The sequence below is a fragment of the Escherichia sp. B1147 genome (assembly GCF_001660175.1).
Lineage (GTDB): Bacteria > Pseudomonadota > Gammaproteobacteria > Enterobacterales > Enterobacteriaceae > Escherichia > Escherichia whittamii.
The window spans coordinates 37,981-55,111 of sequence record NZ_LFHY01000011.1 but is presented as its reverse complement, the minus strand read 5'-3'; the positions used below and the strand labels follow the sequence as shown (position 1 = coordinate 55,111).

The following is a 17,131-nucleotide window of genomic DNA, read 5'->3' as shown; positions in this document are numbered from 1 at the left end:
GGTACGTTTTTACACAACCTAATGTAAAGAAGTTTAAAGAAAAGCGCGCCATAATGCGGCATTTTTTTAGTGCAGAAACGGAGTTTTCCGAAAAAAAAAGCGGCATCGCTGCCGCCTTGAACTTAACTTGCCTGAGAAGGCGCTTCGTCAGTTCCTGGAAGCGTTTCAGGGAGTTGCGGCGCAAATCCTCGCAGGCCGACTACGTGAACATGTTCGGTATTCTGGAAGACTTTACGCACTAGTTTATAGGTAGTGCCTTTCTCCGGGCTGATATTTTCAGGTGCCGCGATGATGAGCTGCATTTGCAAACGTTCACACAATTCAAACAGCGTAGCGATAGAACGGGCGTCCAGTCGCGCAGCTTCATCGAGGAATAGCAGACGGCAAGGAGAGATATCTTTACCGCGCAGGCGGCGAGATTCATCTTCCCAGCTCTGTACCACCATCACCAGAATTGACATACCAGTACCGATAGCCTCACCGGTCGACAGTGCGCCGGACTCCGCACGCAGCCAGCCGTCGGAACCACGGTTAACCTCAACTTCCATCTCCAGGTAGTTACGGTAATCCAGAAGTTCTTCACCAATGGTCTGCGGCGTGCGCTGGCCCATATCAATTTGTGGGTTAAGTCGCTGATACAGTTTTGCCAGAGCTTCCGAGAAGGTCAGTCGATTGCTCTTGAACAGATCCTGATGTTGCTCATGCTGTTCTGAAAGCACGTCAAGCAGCATGGCGTGAGTTTCACGCACGTTCACGTTCAGACGCACACTGTTCACCTGACCGAACGATACGTTCTGCAAGCCCTGGTTGAGCATGCGGATACGGTTTTGCTCGCGCTGAATGGTTTTGCGAATGATGTTCGCCACGCTACGGGAGCTAATCGCCAGTTTCTGTTCGCGAGAAGTTAGCTCTTCGGTCAGACGGCTGAGTTCGATTTCCATCTGCTCGATAGCTTCCACCGGATCATCAGTACGAATAATATCCTGACGAATACGTTCGCGCAGATGCTGGTAAACCGCCACGAAGAACTGGATTTTGCGCTCAGGTCGTTTTGGATCTTCCGACATCCGCAGCACGTCGCGCAGATGTTCGTTATCCGCCACCGCCAGACGCAGCGCACCTAACGCCTTATCCGACATGGAACGCAAATCATCAGCAGAGAGATAAGCCAGCTCACGACGGTGCAGGCGGCGTTCAACGCCATTATCTTTCACCATGCGCATTACCGCGCACCAGCCCGCTTTGGCGGTCACCACCTGCTCGCGCATTTCAAAGTAATCACGTTCCAGCTTGCGCAGTTTGCGGGTCAGGTTGTCCATCTCCGCTTCGCAGAAGGTAAGTGCTTTTTCCAGTTGGTTGCGGCGTGCACGGTTATTGCTCAGTTGTGCATGCAGTTCGTCACGGCGAATACGCGCCCGCTCTTCTGCTCCGCTATCGGCACGTACGCCGATATCCTGCAGTTCTCGTTGTAGATCGTTAAGCAGCTCTTTTTTGGTGTCATAAGAACTTTTCAGCGAAGCCAGTACCTGGTTGTACTGACTCAACTGCGCAGCGTGACCGCGCAACGCTTCACGAGCACGAGTACGTTCCGCTTCCGCCTGCTCCAGACGTTCGCGCAGTTTTTCGTTGAGATCGCTGTTCCCGTTAAGCATTTCTGCCGAGTCAGAGTAGCTAAAGTGCGCACGACGCTGTACCACTTCAGTCAGGGCAAATGCCTGTTGACGGGCATCTCGCTGCATCTGCTGGGAGTATGCATAATCTTCTTTTAATTGCTCAAACTGTTCCGGGTCGCTCTGCAACACAGAAACAATCGGCTCCAGTTTCGCCAGTTGATTACCAAACTGCTGAACAAAACGCGCGGCTTCCTGAGCTTCATCAAGGCGTTCGCGGATTTCATCGACACGATCCGCCAGTGAGTCATCCGCCAACAGGTTGAGACGCGGCAGGATACGGTTTAGTGCCGCAACGCCCTCTTTCGCCTGCTCAAACTGAACGCGCTGCTGCTGGTTATCATTTTCATGATTACTTAACGCCCGCTCCAGTTCGACACGACGGCTGTTCAGTTGGCGAATTTCGGCTTCCGGATCGGACTCAAACGCCACTGCCAGATGGCTGCCAATAAAGCGGCTGAATGCCTGATGCAGTCGCTGGGTTTTCTGTACATCAAAGGAGAGCGTAGCAAAGCGTTCAGAGAGCAATTCGCGCTCGGCGTGCAGACTTTCGATACGGCTTTCACGCGCCGCGCGACCAAACAGCGGTACTTCCGGGAACCGCGAATAACGCCACTGGCGATCGGCAGTTTTCACCACCACCGCTTTTTCCAGTTCATCGACGTTGAACACGCTATCATCGAACGACTGCGGATCTCCCTCGATCAAGTAGAGATCTTCCGGACAATCGGTCAAGCCTTCCAGCTGTTCGGCTACCTGTGACAGATCCGGCACCACAATGGCGTGGCGAGACGGGCCATACAGCGCCGAGAAGTACGGCGCATCTTCCAGGCTAACGTCGTCATAAATTTCTGACAGCAGCACGCCGCCAAAGCGTTCCGCCAGCGCATTCAGACGTTGATCTTCTGAGCCCCCAGGCTGGCTTAAACGTTCGATCTCTTCATCGACAGCGTTTTTGCGCGCGCCCACTTCATCACGTTCAACAATCGCTTCGCGCTCACGCTCCAGCAGTTGTTGCAGATATTCGGTGACATCCTGGCTGCAAGTGAACTCTTCACCACATTGCTCACTCAACTGATTGAGGCTGTTCTGCGCTGCCAGCCAAACCGGTGCACGCTGCATCAGGCTCTGGATACGGGATTGCAGCTGTTCCTGTTCCTGACGCAGCGCCATGCGCTCTTCACGGGCGTTGGATACGCTGTCAGAAAGGGAGGCAATGCGCGCTTCCAGTTCCTGGTGCAGGGCTTCCAGCTCGTCAATATCGAAATTCTTGCCCTGACGTTTGCAGAAATCCGCCAGCAGACGTTCCGCTTCTTGCTGCTCGCGCAGACGCTGTTCCAGTTCGCTTAAGCGCATCCGCAGTGGCTGAACCTGCTCTGCCAGGTGACGCTGATCGACCCCTTCGCGTAGCAGTTCACGGGCAACATCCCACGCTTCGTTACGCGCCAGCGGACCGTTAATTGCTACCACCAGCTGATAAGCCTGCTCAAACTGACTGTGAGCAGTTTGCGCCATGCTCATTTTCTGCTCAAGAGAGAGCATTTTTTCGGTCGCTTCCAGCTCTTTCGCCTGGAAGGTTTCCAGCCATTCCGCCGCACTGTCAGCGGTTAAATCCGGCAGATGACACAGTTCTTTGGCACGATTAAGCGCAGCAATCGCCTGGTTGTACTGGATCGCGCGCGTTTGCTGGACGTCCAGCGCCTGCTGGTAATCAGCAAGCTGGCTTTTCAGCTCGTCCACTTCCAGTTCGGCGGCTTCCGCACGCGCTTCGTTATCTTCCTGACGCTCGATGGCTTCTGCCACCACTTCATTCTGTTCTTCCAGACGGATCTGCAGCTCATCGAGATCCGCTTCGTAGCGTTCGATTTTCTCCTGCTGACGCAGTGCGGTTTGCACCAGATTCAGGTGATCGCTGGCGGCCTGATAATCCGCTTCCAGATCGCCTTCGGCACCGTTGTGCTCTGCCAGTTCACGCGCCATATCGACGTGTTTGTACTGCTCCGCCGCCAGTTGCTGACGCGAAGTGTGTAGCTCGCGACGAAACTCCAGCGCTTTATCGAGATGGACACGGCGCTCGTTGGCGTGACGCATGTAGTCTGCCGCCACGTAGTTGGTGGCTTCGCTGATCAGATGCTTAAACAGGTCACGGTCAGACTGGGTGACGCGAATCGCTTCCAGCGTCATGCGGTTTTCACGCAGCGCCGCTTCCATGTCCTGGAACGCTTTACGCACGCCGCTGTTTTCCGGCAACAGGTAGTCGCGCAGAGAACGGGTAATGGCACTGGAGATACCACCGTACAGCGAAGCTTCGATCAGACGATAGAATTTGCTACGGTCTGACGCCGAACGCAGACGACGAGCAATGATGCCCAGATCGAACATCAGCGAGTGGTAATCGGTAATGGAGTTGAACTGTTTAAACTGCACGCCTTCCATCGCCTCGAGCTTGTCTTTCAGCTCGTTAAGCGGCAGCACACGCGCCTGGCGTTCGTTCAGGGATTCGGTCACCAGTTGCGTCGGCTGCACCGACATCGGCAGCCCCTGAATGGCAAACGGCTTAATATCAACCTTGCGATCGCGCCCGGCAACCTGTTGCAGACGCACACCGACAACCACGCGCTGGTGACGCGAGTTAATTGTATCGAGTATCGAATAACAGACACCCGCTTTCAGCTTACCGTGCAGGCCTTTATCGCGCGAACCACTGGTAGCCCCTGCTTCCGTGGTGTTACGGAAATGCAGCAGGGTCAAATCGGGAATAAGCGCCGTAACAAACGCCGCCATCGTGGTGGATTTACCCGCACCGTTACCGCCGGAAAGCGTTGTGACCAGCTCATCCAGGTCAAAGGTGCGAGCAAAAAAGCCGTTCCAGTTAATCAGCGTCAGTGAGCGAAATTTACCGCGTTCAATCATTATTCTTCCTCTCCGCTATCTGGCTGATTCTCTTCAGTTTCGTCATTGAGTTGCAGGTGATTTTCCAGCGACATTGCTTCGCCATCGCGAATCAGACGACGTTGTGCTTCTCGCGGATCGTCGCCCGCACGCACATCGGCACCAAAGCGGAACACCGATTCGGTAATGCGGAACTTGCTGCTGTCGTGGCCCATAAACCACACCATGCCTAAGCGACGCAGACGGTTGAGTGAAGAGCGTACTTTTTCCTGCAACTTCTGACGGTCAACGTCTGAACCGGTAGAACGGTTGTTTACCAGTTTCAGCAGTTTCGCTTCATCGGCCAGGGTAAGCAGTTCGTCATAAAGTTCCTGCTGGGTAAAAATCCCCTCGTTCGCCAGCCGTTCCGGGCTGAGATAGAGATAACAGAGGATTTTACCGACCATCATGTCCAGTTCAGACAATACGGAACGTGGGATGATGGTGGTGGAACGTGGACGCAAATAGAAGAAACCTTCCGGCGCGCGGATTAACTCCACGTTATAACGTGCGTAAAATTCTTCCAGATATTCCTGAAAATCCATCAGGAAAGCATGATTATCCAGTTCGTCGAGGCCAATATGGCGGCCTGAACGTAAGGCGCTATCCAGCGCCGGAAATAACGGATTCGCCAGCGCCTGCGCCAGCTTAACCGGCATCACTTGTTCAATATTTGTCGATGACATGCGCCTGTACCTTGGCTCCGTAATCATTAATCGGCTGCCATTTCGCTGGCAGTCCGGTGAAATCTGCTTGCGCTACGCCGAGACGTACCGCCTGATCAATAACAATACGCGCGACGTCAAAGTGACGCGCACGCGGATACTGCGCCAGATATTCGCGTACCACCAGACCAAGATCCAGTGGCACTTGTCTGGTTTTATATACGGCGAGCTGCTCTTCGATAATTGCTGCGAGTTGTTCGCGGATCTCGTTAAACTCTTCGTACTCTAAATCTGGCGGAAGTTCCCCGGTCACTTCTTCATCGCGCAGTGCCATCTCTTCGTCACGCATATCCAACAGACGATCGGCATTGGCGTAAGTCAGCGCCCAAGGGTCATCAAAGTAGGTTTGTACCGACTGGCGTAAACGCTGTGCAAAGACGCGGTTTTTATCCATATCGATCGCGGTACGGATAAATTTGTGTACGTGGCGGTCGTAGCCAATCCACAAGTCGATGGACTGCTGCCCCCAGCTGATAATACGGTCGAGTTTGCTCTGCAGATCGAACACCAGACGATCGACGAAATGTAGATCGTCATGAGTCATCGTCGCATCCTGAATGCGCAACAGATTAGCCTGCAATTTGTCGCCTGCCGCTTCCAGGGTATCCTGCAATTCACGCAGCGTTCCGGAAGTTTCCGAAAGCAACAATTCACAGCTGGAGATCGCCGCCCGCCAGTCTTTATTCAGCAACTGAGCGATATCGTCTTTCACCTGCTGCTGCTGTTCGTCCATCAGACGTTGCGTCAGGTCGATACTGTCGAAAATTTCCGCCACCGAATATTTCAGCGGGGCATAGACGTTGCGGTGCCAGTGAAACTCATCACCACCCTCTTCGGCGGCATCAGCTGCACGTTTTAACTCCCCCGCCACAATCGACAACTGCATAGAAAGACGCAGCGTAGAAAACTCACGCTGACGGATGTAGTAGTCAGTAATGCCGATGCCGAGCGGCGTCAGGCGATAAATAGCATTCCCTTCCGCCTGCTCGCTGGTAAAGCGGTTCAGCAGACGTTGACGCACCATGTCGTTGATCGCGTTGTTGGCGCGCACGCCGATGGTTTCGCTGGTTTGCTCAAACGCATCACTCACATGGCGGAACGCATCCACCAGCTCGCCTTCACTCATCTCACCATCAAGACGCTCGCCATTCAGCGTGGCAACTGCCAGCAGAAAAGAGAGACGGTCTACCGGCAACGAGATGGAGAAGTCATTTTTTCTGGCCCAGGCAACCAGTTCGGGGACTGTCTGGGATAATTCACTCATACTTTATCCTTGCTCTGCGGCTTGCGCGCGGTGACATGAATATAACGCCCCAGGTTAATATACGGTTCCTGGCGGCAATAACGCGTTTCTAATTCAAGTAATGCTTCGTAGCTGTCGCGCTGTTGGTGCTTTTCACGCAGATAATCATGAAACACGCGAACGCCGGTCTTGCCGGTTATTTGCCAGCCGGCTTCTTCCAGCCACAGATAAACCTGCGCCGGGTAGCGCGGATAGTCTGGCGAAAGCGTCCGTTTTTTCTTCTTCGGCATTCCCGCTTGCACGTAATCAAAGTTCCCTGCAACCATGTTGTGGATCAACAAGCCATGTGCATTGTAGAACATTAACGATAACACACCGCCAGGACGTAACACTGACCACAGCGTCTTTAATACACTACGGGGCTCGGCCACCCACTCCAGTACTGCATGGAACAATATCAGATCAACGGGCGTTTCCAAATGCGAAGCAACGTCCTGAGCGGCGCAATGTATAAATTGCATGTTGTCGCTCACACCTTTCGCTTCTGCCGCCAGTTTTGCGCGTTCGATCATCTGGGCAGAGAGATCGCACAAAATGACCTGATGTCCGCGCTCGGCCATTTTGATTGCGGTCTGCCCTTCACCGCCACCGGCATCCAGCACACGCAGTTTTTGCTGGCCCATTTCTGCCAGTACACGATCGAGGTCCTGCCACAGAATAGCCTGTCGAAGCTGCCCTTTGGTGGTGCCGTAGATGTTACGGGAAAACTTTTCCGCAATATCATCAAAATTGCGATCCTGCATTGCTTTCTCCACCGGTTGGCTAAGACGTTATCTGATAAAGACGCTATTTTGTCACAGCCACGGCGAGAATGAACCAGTCTGGTGTAATATCGCTGGCGATCCCTTGCTATATGGTTAAAAAAGGAACCAGAAAGGATGCTTTTTACACTGAAAAAAGTGATTGGCGGTATGCTGCTGCCACTTCCGCTGATGTTGCTGATTATTGGCGCAGGCCTGGCGCTGTTGTGGTTTAGCCGTTTTCAAAAAACCGGAAAGATTTTTATTAGCATTGGGTGGCTGGCGCTATTGTTATTGAGTTTGCAACCGGTAGCCGACCGCCTGCTGCGTCCCATCGAAAGCACCTATCCGACATGGAATAATACACAAAAAGTAGACTATATCGTGGTATTGGGTGGCGGCTATACCTGGAACCCGCAGTGGGCGCCAGGCTCAAATTTAATCAATAACAGTTTACCGCGCCTGAATGAAGGCATTCGTTTATGGCGTGAGAATCCGGGAGCAAAGTTGATCTTCACAGGAGGCGTGGCAAAAACCAATACGGTCAGCGCAGCTGAAGTGGGTGCCAGAGTTGCGCAGTCACTGGGCGTGCCGCGCGAGCAAATTATCACTCTGGATTTGCCCAAAGATACCGAAGAAGAAGCCGCGGCAGTGAAACAGGCCATTGGTGACGCCCCTTTCCTGCTGGTGACATCTGCATCTCATTTGCCGCGCGCGATGATCTTTTTTCAACAGGAAGGGCTAAATCCGCTGCCAGCCCCGGCGAACCAGTTGGCAATCGACTCGCCGCTTAATCCGTGGGAACGGGCAATCCCCTCGCCGATCTGGTTGATGCATAGCGACCGCGTTGGCTATGAAACGCTTGGCCGCATCTGGCAGTGGCTAAAAAGTTCGTCAGGCAAGCCAGGGCAGGAGTGATTTAGTCGCCAGATCAAAGTTGCTACGGCTAAACCGCCCGGTATTGACCAGTTGCGCAACTTCATCCCATAGCACATACAGCCAACGCCGCCAGATGAAAGACTCCGCCACTGGCGCGCGTTGCAAGTAACTCCATAGCAAATCTTCTGCCAGAGAATTATCCATCAACCGGAATAATTCATACTCACGCGGCGCCCAGAGCATTAACCCCGGTCCAACCATCGCCAGGAGCTGATCGCTACGGGAATCTTTCAGCATGCTACGCAAACAGAAGTTGCCGTGAATCAGCACACAATTATCGTTAAAACCTTCAAATAACACCGGCAGACATTCACGGGTGCGAAACAGGATCCGTTTATCCTGCATGGTTAAACCCGTGTTATTGAACTGATTGAGCGTCGCCCATAGCATTTCAACATGCTGGCGATACCAGGAAGGCCAGAAATTTTCCTGGGTATTGTCAACCGCGCCAACACATCCGCGGCTGTCCTGACGGTGCCAGGCCAGCAACGCTTCAACAATTTGATCTTTCAGATGTTCCCAGCGTTCTGGTGTTCTTGCGGGAGCTTCCACAGAAACACCGCGCATCCGCTCCAGCAACAGGACATCGGGGCCGGGATGTTCTTCATGCGTCATCACACCATAGATAGTCGGCATGCGAACAGTCCCGCTCCGGGCCAGCATGGTGGTTTTCCATGCCAGCTGTCTGGCCTGCCCCGGGGTAGAAAAACTTCGCGCCATGAGTGGCATCGGGTTTCCCTGGCTGTCATACAACGCCCACAGAGTAGTGTCTGCTTTTTCATTCACACACTCTATACGACTCAATCTTTCGCCCAGTAAATGGCTTAGTTCGGCACGCAGCTGTTCCATTCAGATTACCCTCATAAAAGCTACTGCTTTCATAATGAGCGCCAATGTAAAAGATGTCACCTGAATGAGATCAATTGTTGAAGGGAAAAAATGAAGAGAATCGTAACGCTACGACACTCCTCCCAAAATTGGGTGAAGTGTCGTGGGGATAAATTAAGCCATTTCAGCGCGAACACGCTCAAGATCTTCGGGAGTATCTACACCGGTGCCTGGAACCTCCTGGGCGACAGCAACATGGATTTTTTCTCCATACCACAGCACACGAAGCTGCTCTAACATTTCGATATGTTCTAACGGGCTTGGCTGCCAGTTAACATAGCGGCGGATAAAACCGGCACGATAACCATAAATACCGAGATGACGCAGGAAGTTATCGCCAACGGTTTCCAGACCTTTCGCAAAACGGTCACGATCCCACGGAATGGTGGCGCGCGAGAAGTAGAGCGCATAACCTTCGGCATCGAGAACAACTTTAACCGCATTCGGATTAAAGGCTTCTTCCGCACTGTGGATAGGCACAGCCAGAGTCGCCATTCCAACCTGACGCTGGGCAAGGTTATCGGCAACCTGACGAATGATTGTCGCGGGGATCATGGGTTCATCACCCTGCACATTCACAATCACCGTGTCGTCGCTGAACGCGCATTTTTCGACAACTTCCGCCAGGCGTTCTGTACCGGACTGGTGATCGGCACGCGTCATGCATACTTCACCACCAGCAGCTTCCACAGCGCGGGCGACATCCTCATGATCGGTTGCGACGATGATGCGCTCGGCACCTGATTCGCGCGCGCGTTCAAGCACATGAACAATCATGGGCTTGCCGTTAATATCGACCAGTGGCTTACCTGGCAGACGCGTGGAAGCGTAGCGCGCGGGAATAATGACCACAAAACTCATGATTTACTCTCATCAGCAGTCAGCACGCGGGCTTCCGTTTCCAGCAGCACTGGAATGCCATCGCGCAGCGGGAAAGCCAGGTTGTCCAGTTTGCAAATAAGTTCTTGTTTTTCCTGGTTATACCAAAGTTTGCCGTTGCAAACCGGGCAGGCAATGATTTCAAGCAGACGATGATCCATAGTTCCTCCAGATGGATCGGGTTATGAATGCATAAATCTTATCATAATCATTTATGCGTCGGGGTCTATTTCCCAGCCGGTGCGGCAATCGGTAAAGAAACCGTGCGGGCAGCGCCCTATTGTTACTCGTGTTGCCTGCTGCCAGTGAGCAAAATCAGTAATCGCCTGACGCAGCCCTTTTTGAAGGGTCACCGTTGGTTTTACGCCATCCTGTAACCAGAGAGAGAGCACTTCAAAGATGCCTGTCTGGCGATGCATCTTAGAATCCATTCGCCCAACTAATTGCCCACGGTGCAATAACGGTAGAACGAAATAACCATACTGGCGTTTGGGCGCTGGCGTGTAGCACTCCAGCCGGTAGCTAAAATCAAAAAGTTGCTCTGCCCGTTTACGATCCCAGACAACAGGATCAAAAGGCGACAGTACGGTGCTATGTGTTGCAGTTAGCTTACCCACAAGCGTACGTTCGAGAAGCGGTAATAAATCGGCATGTAGCCAAAGTCGCCCTAATTTCTCCACATTTACGGCGATGATTTGCCGCTCTTCAGATCTCATATCACGCCACGCCGCCAGCGCCGGACGTTTCAGACGGTAGTAATCCGCCAGCCACTGTTCGCGAAAAATACCCAGGCTGCGCGCACTGTTATCCAACATGATGATTTCTGCTTCCTGCTGCGAAAGCAGGTCACGCTCGTCATTCCAGTACGGCATGACGCGATGGGTTAAATCATAAACGCGCTGGAAATTGCGTCGTTCAACCACCATCACCTTTCCAGCGGTAAAGAGCCCTTCCAGATGACGTTTATGCGGCTTCCACTCCCACCAGCCGCTCGCCCCTTTACGAGGATGCTCAAAATCGGCCGAACGTACCGGCCCGTTATTCTGAATATGCTCAATTAATTGTGCAATTTCCGCCGCATGTTCCTGCATCCAGGCATCTTTGTATTTCCAGCCCATTTTTTCAGGTGCCAGCATGCGGTGGCGAATAAGTTGAAAATCGCTACGCGGCATAAAACTGGCCTCATGTGCCCAGTATTCCATTAATTCACCACGCGCCAGCGATTCATCCAGCCACTGCGGTAAATAATTACCAAGACGACTGAAAAGCACCAGATAAGGACTGCGGGCAACGATATTAATGGTGTCGATTTGCAGCAAGGACATGCGAGAAATGGTAGCCAGAATATCTTCCGGCAACGCGCGCCGACGGGGCTTGTTTAACAGCCCCTGCGCGGTGAGATGAAGATTTCGCGCATCGGTGAGGGAGAGATAAGGCAGCGTCATTCATTGCTCCGTCAATTAAACGCTGCCGCGGCGGAATTAGTTGCCTGAAGCCAGCGAGGAAAGTTGTGCGAGCAGTTTCTCTGGTTCATCGCCCGCAAGCTGTGCATCAACGGGCAAATACCACCAGTTTTCTTCCGCAAAAGCCCGGCATTTCACCGCATCTTTTTCGGTCATGACCAGTGTTTGCCCGGCACTTAATAGTGCGCTGACATCCGCATGATTCAAAGATTGATGATCGGCCAGCGGCACACATTTTTCCGGTTGTATACCGCACATCTTTAGTGTGGCAAAAAAGCGCGGCGGGTGACCAATACCGGCCATCGCTACCACATGTTTAAGTTGTGTAACGTCGCAACGAGCGCCGGTAAGCAAATTCACTGCCTGACCCGGTATTAAATTCATCGGAATTTCACCGTGACGCGGTACGCCGCCATTAACGACTACCGCATCAACCGATTTTAAGCGCCCTGCGCGCTCGCGCATTGGCCCCGCAGGCAACCACCAGCCATTGCCAAATCGACGCACACCATCGATGACGACGATTTCCACATCACGCGCCAGGCGATAATGCTGTAAACCGTCATCAGTCACGATGATCTGCACATCGGGATGTTGCGCCAGAATGACTTTTACCGCATCTGAGCGGACGGGAGAAACGGCAACAGGCGCGCCAGTGCGTTGATAAATCAACACAGGTTCATCACCCGCCTGTGCTGTAGTGGTATCTGCCGACAATAACAGCGGATAAGATTCAGCCTTACCGCCATATCCCCGCGACACGACCCCCACGCGAATACCGCGCTGTTGCAGCTGTTCCACCAGCCAGACAACGACCGGGGTTTTTCCGTTGCCGCCTGCGGTGAGATTACCAACCACGACAACCGGTACGGGGGCACGCCAGGCGCGCTTCAGTTTTAGTTTATAGCAAAGACGGATGGCGCCACTCACCAGGCCATACAGCCAGGAGAGTGGCAGCAGTAGCCGCCACAAAGGCGACTCACCAGACCAGATTTTTTCGATCATTGGCCAAACTGCATTTTATGAAGTTGCGCGTAGACTCCACGGTGCTCAAGCAAATCGTTATGCGTACCGCGTTCCACAATGACACCATCCTCGACGACCACAATTTCGTCTGCCTTTTCAATGGTAGACAAGCGGTGGGCAATCACCAGCGAGGTACGGTTTTTCTGCAACTCGTCCAGTGCCGCCTGAATCGCACGTTCGGATTCGGTGTCCAGCGCCGAGGTGGCTTCATCCAGGATCAGAATTGGGCTATCACGCAGCAAGGCACGGGCTATGGCAATACGCTGGCGCTGACCGCCCGAAAGCAACACGCCATTTTCACCAATCACCGTATCAAGACCGTTATCCATCTTATTGATAAAGTCCATGGCGTAGGCCATACGTGCCGCTTCTTCAATTTGCTCACGGCTGTACTGTTCAGTACGGGCGTAAGCAATGTTGTTGGCAACCGTGTCATTAAACAGATGGACATTCTGCGACACCAGAGCAACCTGGTTACGTAACGACGCCAGGGTATACTCGCGCAGATCGTGACCATCCATCAGGATCTCGCCTTCATCGATATCATAAAAACGGGTTATCAGGCTGGCGATGGTCGATTTACCCGAACCCGAACGCCCTACCAGAGCCACTGTTTTCCCTGCCGGGATCTTCAGGTTGATATTACGCAGCGCAGGGACTTCACGCCCCGGATAGGTAAAGGTGACATTGCGGAATTCGACGTCGCCGGTAGCACGCTCAATCTCGCGTTTACCTTCGTCTTTCTCCTGTTCGCTATCCAGAATGGTAAACAGCGTCTGGCATGCTGCCATCCCACGTTGGAACTGGGCGTTAACGTTGGTCAGCGATTTCAGCGGACGCATCAGTGCAATCATCGAAGAGAAGACGACAGTGATCGTACCAGCAGTCAGGCTATCCATCACGCTTGGGAAGCTTGCAGCGTAGAGAACAAATGCCAGAGCCAGAGAGGCGATCAGCTGAATGATCGGGTCAGAGATGGAAGAGGCAGAAACCATCTTCATCCCCTGCAAACGCATCTTGTTGCTGACCTTATCAAAACGCTTCGTTTCTACTTCCTGGCCGCCAAAAATCAATACTTCTTTGTGGCCTTTCAGCATCTGTTCAGCACTGGTGGTCACCTGCCCCATGGTGTTCTGCATGTTTTTACTGATGCTGCGAAAACGCTTCGATACGATACGAATCGCAATCGAGACGATCGGCGCCAGCACAATCAAAATGATCGACAGCTGCCAGCTGTAATAGAACATCATGGCGAACAGACCGATAATGGAAGCACCTTCACGCACCACCGTAATAAGCGCGCCGGAAGACGACGAAGCAACCTGTTCAGAATCGTAAGTAATACGTGAAAGCAGTGTCCCGGTTGACTGTTTGTCAAAAAATGACACTGGCATTCCCATCATGTGGCCGAACAGACGTCGACGCATGGTCATGACCACTTTTCCTGATACCCAGGAAATACAGTAGCTGGAGATATAACTGGTGATACCACGTAAAATCATCAGGCCGATAACCACCAGCGGCATCCACATCAAAACGGAGCGATCTGTTTTACCAAAGCCATCATCAAGAAGCGGCTTAAGGAGCGATAACATGAAGGTATCGCTGGCTGCGTTGAGAATTAACGCTATGCCCGCCACGATCAGACCCGCTTTAAAAGGCGCAATGGTTGGCCACAGTCGGCGGAATGTCTGCCACGTAGAGAGATCTTTGTCGTTATGCATTCAAAAAACCAGCATTTGTTGAAATAGCCGCATATTCTACCCGTTATCCACTGGCACGCCAAACCACTGATGATACCAACGAGGTAAAATTTGCTCCCTTAGGCTGCTCACCCGCCAACCTTGCGCTGAAAAATCGACCGTTATTTGCCCCTGATGTGGTGTATCAACCCATTGATATCCCTGTAGTTGATAGCGGTATTTAACTTTACTGGAGGGCAGTCGCCAGGCGTTATAGCGCGATGCCGAAGCCAGTGCCATTTTTCCATTTACCCGCTGAATTAATGGCACTGATGACGAGGTATTACTACCGTGATGGGGTACCTGAATCAAGGTTGCCTGCACCTGTTGCCAGTAACGACTTAGCATTTTTTGTTCAGCCGCAGCTTCAATATCGCCAGTCAGAAGAATGCTATGTGTTCCGTCATCAACCTTAATCACACAGGAATGGTTATTTCCCTTTTTGTTATTTCCTTGCAAAGGCCAGTGCGCGCTAAACTGCAATCCTTGCCACTGCCACACTTCGCCACGCACACAGGGCTGATGATGCTCCCAGTTTAAGGGACTCCTTACCCATAACGTCGGCCAGGCATGTAATATTGAGTCCAGCCCCCCACGGTGATCAAGATGTTCATGACTAAGAATAACGCCTTCTGGTTCAAGGTGATGCCAGCGAAGCCAGGGAATAATCAGTTGTTGCCCACTGTCCCCCTCCGGCCAGGCAAGCCCTGTATCATAGAGAACCGCTTTACCGTTTCGAGCAATCACCATTGCCAGCCCTTGCCCGACATCAAGCATATATACCTGCCACTCGTCAGGCTGCGGTTTTTGCCATAGCGGCCAACACATTATAATTCCTCCAGCCATACACACCGCAGGTAACTTTCGCCATGCGTTTAGTCGCCCTATCACCAGTAATAACCAGGGCGAAAATGATAGCCATTGCCAACGTTCAGCAATGTTTATCCACCCTTCAGGCAAACTCTTTAACACCCCAAAAAGTAAAGCCAGTGACCGATCGGCCAGAAACCATAAACCATGCTCCAGGATTAATGGCCCGCTTAAATGCACAACCATCGCGGCGAGGATCAACGGAACCGAAATAAATGTCACTAAGGGAATTGCGAACAGATTTGCCATAAATGCAGTCAGACTAACGCCATGAAATATGACTATTTGCACTGGCATTAGCAGGAGTGTTATACCAAGTTGCAGATGGATGAGTGAAACAATAGCTCGTAATACCGGCGGCAGCCGCCACTCCGGACAGGGAAACCACTGATACCAAAATATCAGCGCTGCCACCGCGGCGGCAGAGAGCCACAAACTTTGCGAGAGAATAGCGACAGGATCCATCAGCAGAATTGCCGCCAGGCAGCATATCCACACATCCCAGTCACTCCATTGCCGACCGCTCAATTTGAGCATTCCCCAGGTCGCAAGCGCCACTACGGTACGCAATGCGGGCGGCTGCATACCGGTGAGCCAGGCATAAAAAGCAGCGCAGCAAACGCCACCTATTAATGGCATCTGCCAGTAGATCCAACGACCGGGGAGAAAAATTTGCCCGCCACGAATTAGCCCCGCAGCCAGTAATGCTGCAAAAGCGATGTGCAAACCCGATATCGCCATTAAATGTGCCGTACCGGTATCGCGCATTATATTTTTAATTTCTTTAGATACCGATAACCGTTCACCCATTCCTAAGCCGAGCATCACCGTCTGCCATGAATACGGCTGCAGCGTCGATTGCAGAGATGCAAGATATTGCGCACGCAAGCTACAACCAGCTTCAATGACGCTTGCTTGCAGAAAACGTCCGGTAAGTGGCTGATGCTGGGCAATGGCATAACGCTGGCTGTCAAAGCCACCATCATTAAGTTGGCCATGAACAGCACGTACTTTGAGTTTCATGGACCATCGTTGCCCAGCGCATACTGATTGTGGCAAATATTCGCCATATAGCGCGATGCCTGGCGCGGGAAATAACCGCCGCCCTTGTAGATGCGTAATTTGCCCGTAATGCGTGGTCATGCCGTCAGTGGAGGTAATCTCGACGACCGCATCCTGCGTCGCGCCAGTTAAGTTTTCTCCTGCCCACAGAATTTGCTTCGCCGCCAACACGCCCCAAAGAAAAAACAGCAGTGTCAGCGTGAAATAACGAACGACTTTAACAGGAATAAATGCCAGTACGCAGGCGAATAAAGTCAGACTCGCGAGAGTTAATGTCCCAGGCAACTGCGGCAAAATCAGCAGCGGGAAAATTCCGCAAATTATGCATAGACTAACCGTCGTTATTTTCATGCACTCCTCCCTGTTTTTGGAAAGTGTGCAACTTTGTTGAGTGGTTGTCTGGCGGGAGTTTTACGTTGCCCGAGGCACGTTCAGAAGAATTTAACAGGATGATGAAAACTGTGCACAACTCTGCGAGACAGCTTCCAGATCCATATTGCGGATATGAAAAAAGCACCCGACAGGTGCTTTTTCCGCGTTCAAGTTTTACTAAAACTCAACCGTAAATATTGGCACGATCGCGCAATTCTTTACCTGGTTTAAAGTGAGGAACGTATTTTCCTTCCAGCTCTACTTTATCGCCAGTCTTCGGATTACGTCCGGTACGCGGTGCGCGGTAGTGTAAAGAGAAACTGCCGAAACCGCGGATTTCAATACGCTCGCCCTGCGCAAGAGTCGAGGCCATATGCTCCAGCATCTCTTTTACTGCATCTTCAACCGTCTTGGCGGGAATGTGCGATTGCTGGGTGGCAAGTCTTTCTATCAATTCTGACTTGGTCATGATTCCTCCGGTTCCTTAAAGGCAAATTTAACGGCTGCTGTTGCTGCATTGA

At 52.2% G+C, this 17,131-nt stretch carries 13 protein-coding genes; 1 reads left to right on the top strand and 12 read right to left on the bottom strand.

Annotated elements, in window-relative coordinates:
- Nucleotides 1–122: 122 nt before the first annotated feature.
- Genes mukB through cmoM form a run of 4 tightly spaced genes read right to left on the bottom strand, consistent with a single transcriptional unit; the run spans nt 123 to nt 7,372 of the window.
- Nucleotides 123–4,583 (bottom strand): chromosome partition protein MukB, encoded by a 4,461-nt coding sequence (gene mukB / locus A9180_RS09715; RefSeq protein ID WP_064528354.1) that lies wholly within the window; start codon nt 4,581–4,583, stop codon nt 123–125.
- Nucleotides 4,583–5,287 carry a chromosome partition protein MukE gene (gene mukE / locus A9180_RS09710; RefSeq protein WP_010344468.1) on the bottom strand — a complete coding sequence of 235 codons (705 nt, stop codon included), beginning with the start codon at nt 5,285–5,287 and terminating at the stop codon, nt 4,583–4,585. Before mukE ends, mukB begins: the two co-directional genes overlap by 1 nt.
- Entirely contained in the window at nt 5,268–6,590 is a 1,323-nt protein-coding gene (gene mukF / locus A9180_RS09705; protein ID WP_064528351.1) for a chromosome partition protein MukF, read from the bottom strand. The genes mukE and mukF overlap by 20 nt, the downstream gene beginning before the upstream one ends.
- Nucleotides 6,587–7,372, bottom strand: coding sequence for a tRNA uridine 5-oxyacetic acid(34) methyltransferase CmoM (gene cmoM, locus A9180_RS09700; RefSeq protein WP_064528348.1), 786 nt, complete (start codon nt 7,370–7,372; stop codon nt 6,587–6,589). The genes mukF and cmoM overlap by 4 nt, the downstream gene beginning before the upstream one ends.
- A 135-nt stretch (nt 7,373–7,507) precedes the next feature.
- On the opposite strand from cmoM, the gene elyC reads away from it, so the two are divergent.
- Nucleotides 7,508–8,287 carry an envelope biogenesis factor ElyC gene (elyC, locus tag A9180_RS09695; RefSeq protein WP_064528346.1) on the top strand — a complete coding sequence of 260 codons (780 nt, stop codon included), beginning with the start codon at nt 7,508–7,510 and terminating at the stop codon, nt 8,285–8,287.
- Here elyC and A9180_RS09690 read toward each other — a convergent pair.
- The 8 genes from A9180_RS09690 to ihfB form a co-directional block, all read right to left on the bottom strand.
- Nucleotides 8,264–9,157: a YcbJ family phosphotransferase gene (locus A9180_RS09690; RefSeq protein WP_064528342.1), complete on the bottom strand. Its 894-nt coding sequence runs from the start codon at nt 9,155–9,157 to the stop codon at nt 8,264–8,266. The genes elyC and A9180_RS09690 overlap by 24 nt on opposite strands.
- A 153-nt stretch (nt 9,158–9,310) precedes the next feature.
- Entirely contained in the window at nt 9,311–10,057 is a 747-nt protein-coding gene (gene kdsB / locus A9180_RS09685) for a 3-deoxy-manno-octulosonate cytidylyltransferase (protein WP_064528339.1), read from the bottom strand.
- Nucleotides 10,054–10,236, bottom strand: coding sequence for a protein YcaR (ycaR, locus tag A9180_RS09680; protein WP_000350058.1), 183 nt, complete (start codon nt 10,234–10,236; stop codon nt 10,054–10,056). The genes kdsB and ycaR overlap by 4 nt, the downstream gene beginning before the upstream one ends.
- A gap of 51 nt (nt 10,237–10,287) precedes the next feature.
- Entirely contained in the window at nt 10,288–11,520 is a 1,233-nt protein-coding gene (gene ycaQ, locus A9180_RS09675; RefSeq protein WP_064528337.1) for a crosslink repair DNA glycosylase YcaQ, read from the bottom strand.
- 36 nt (nt 11,521–11,556) lie between these two features.
- Complete coding sequence (lpxK, locus tag A9180_RS09670; RefSeq protein WP_064528335.1) at nt 11,557–12,543, bottom strand: tetraacyldisaccharide 4'-kinase; 987 nt, start codon at nt 12,541–12,543, stop codon at nt 11,557–11,559.
- Complete coding sequence (gene msbA / locus A9180_RS09665) at nt 12,540–14,288, bottom strand: lipid A ABC transporter ATP-binding protein/permease MsbA (RefSeq protein WP_064528332.1); 1,749 nt, start codon at nt 14,286–14,288, stop codon at nt 12,540–12,542. The genes lpxK and msbA overlap by 4 nt, the downstream gene beginning before the upstream one ends.
- Nucleotides 14,289–14,324: 36 nt before the next feature.
- Nucleotides 14,325–16,589, bottom strand: coding sequence for a ComEC family protein (locus A9180_RS09660; RefSeq protein WP_064528329.1), 2,265 nt, complete (start codon nt 16,587–16,589; stop codon nt 14,325–14,327).
- A gap of 205 nt (nt 16,590–16,794) precedes the next feature.
- Nucleotides 16,795–17,079 carry an integration host factor subunit beta gene (gene ihfB / locus A9180_RS09655; protein ID WP_000167336.1) on the bottom strand — a complete coding sequence of 95 codons (285 nt, stop codon included), beginning with the start codon at nt 17,077–17,079 and terminating at the stop codon, nt 16,795–16,797.
- Nucleotides 17,080–17,131 lie beyond the last annotated feature (52 nt).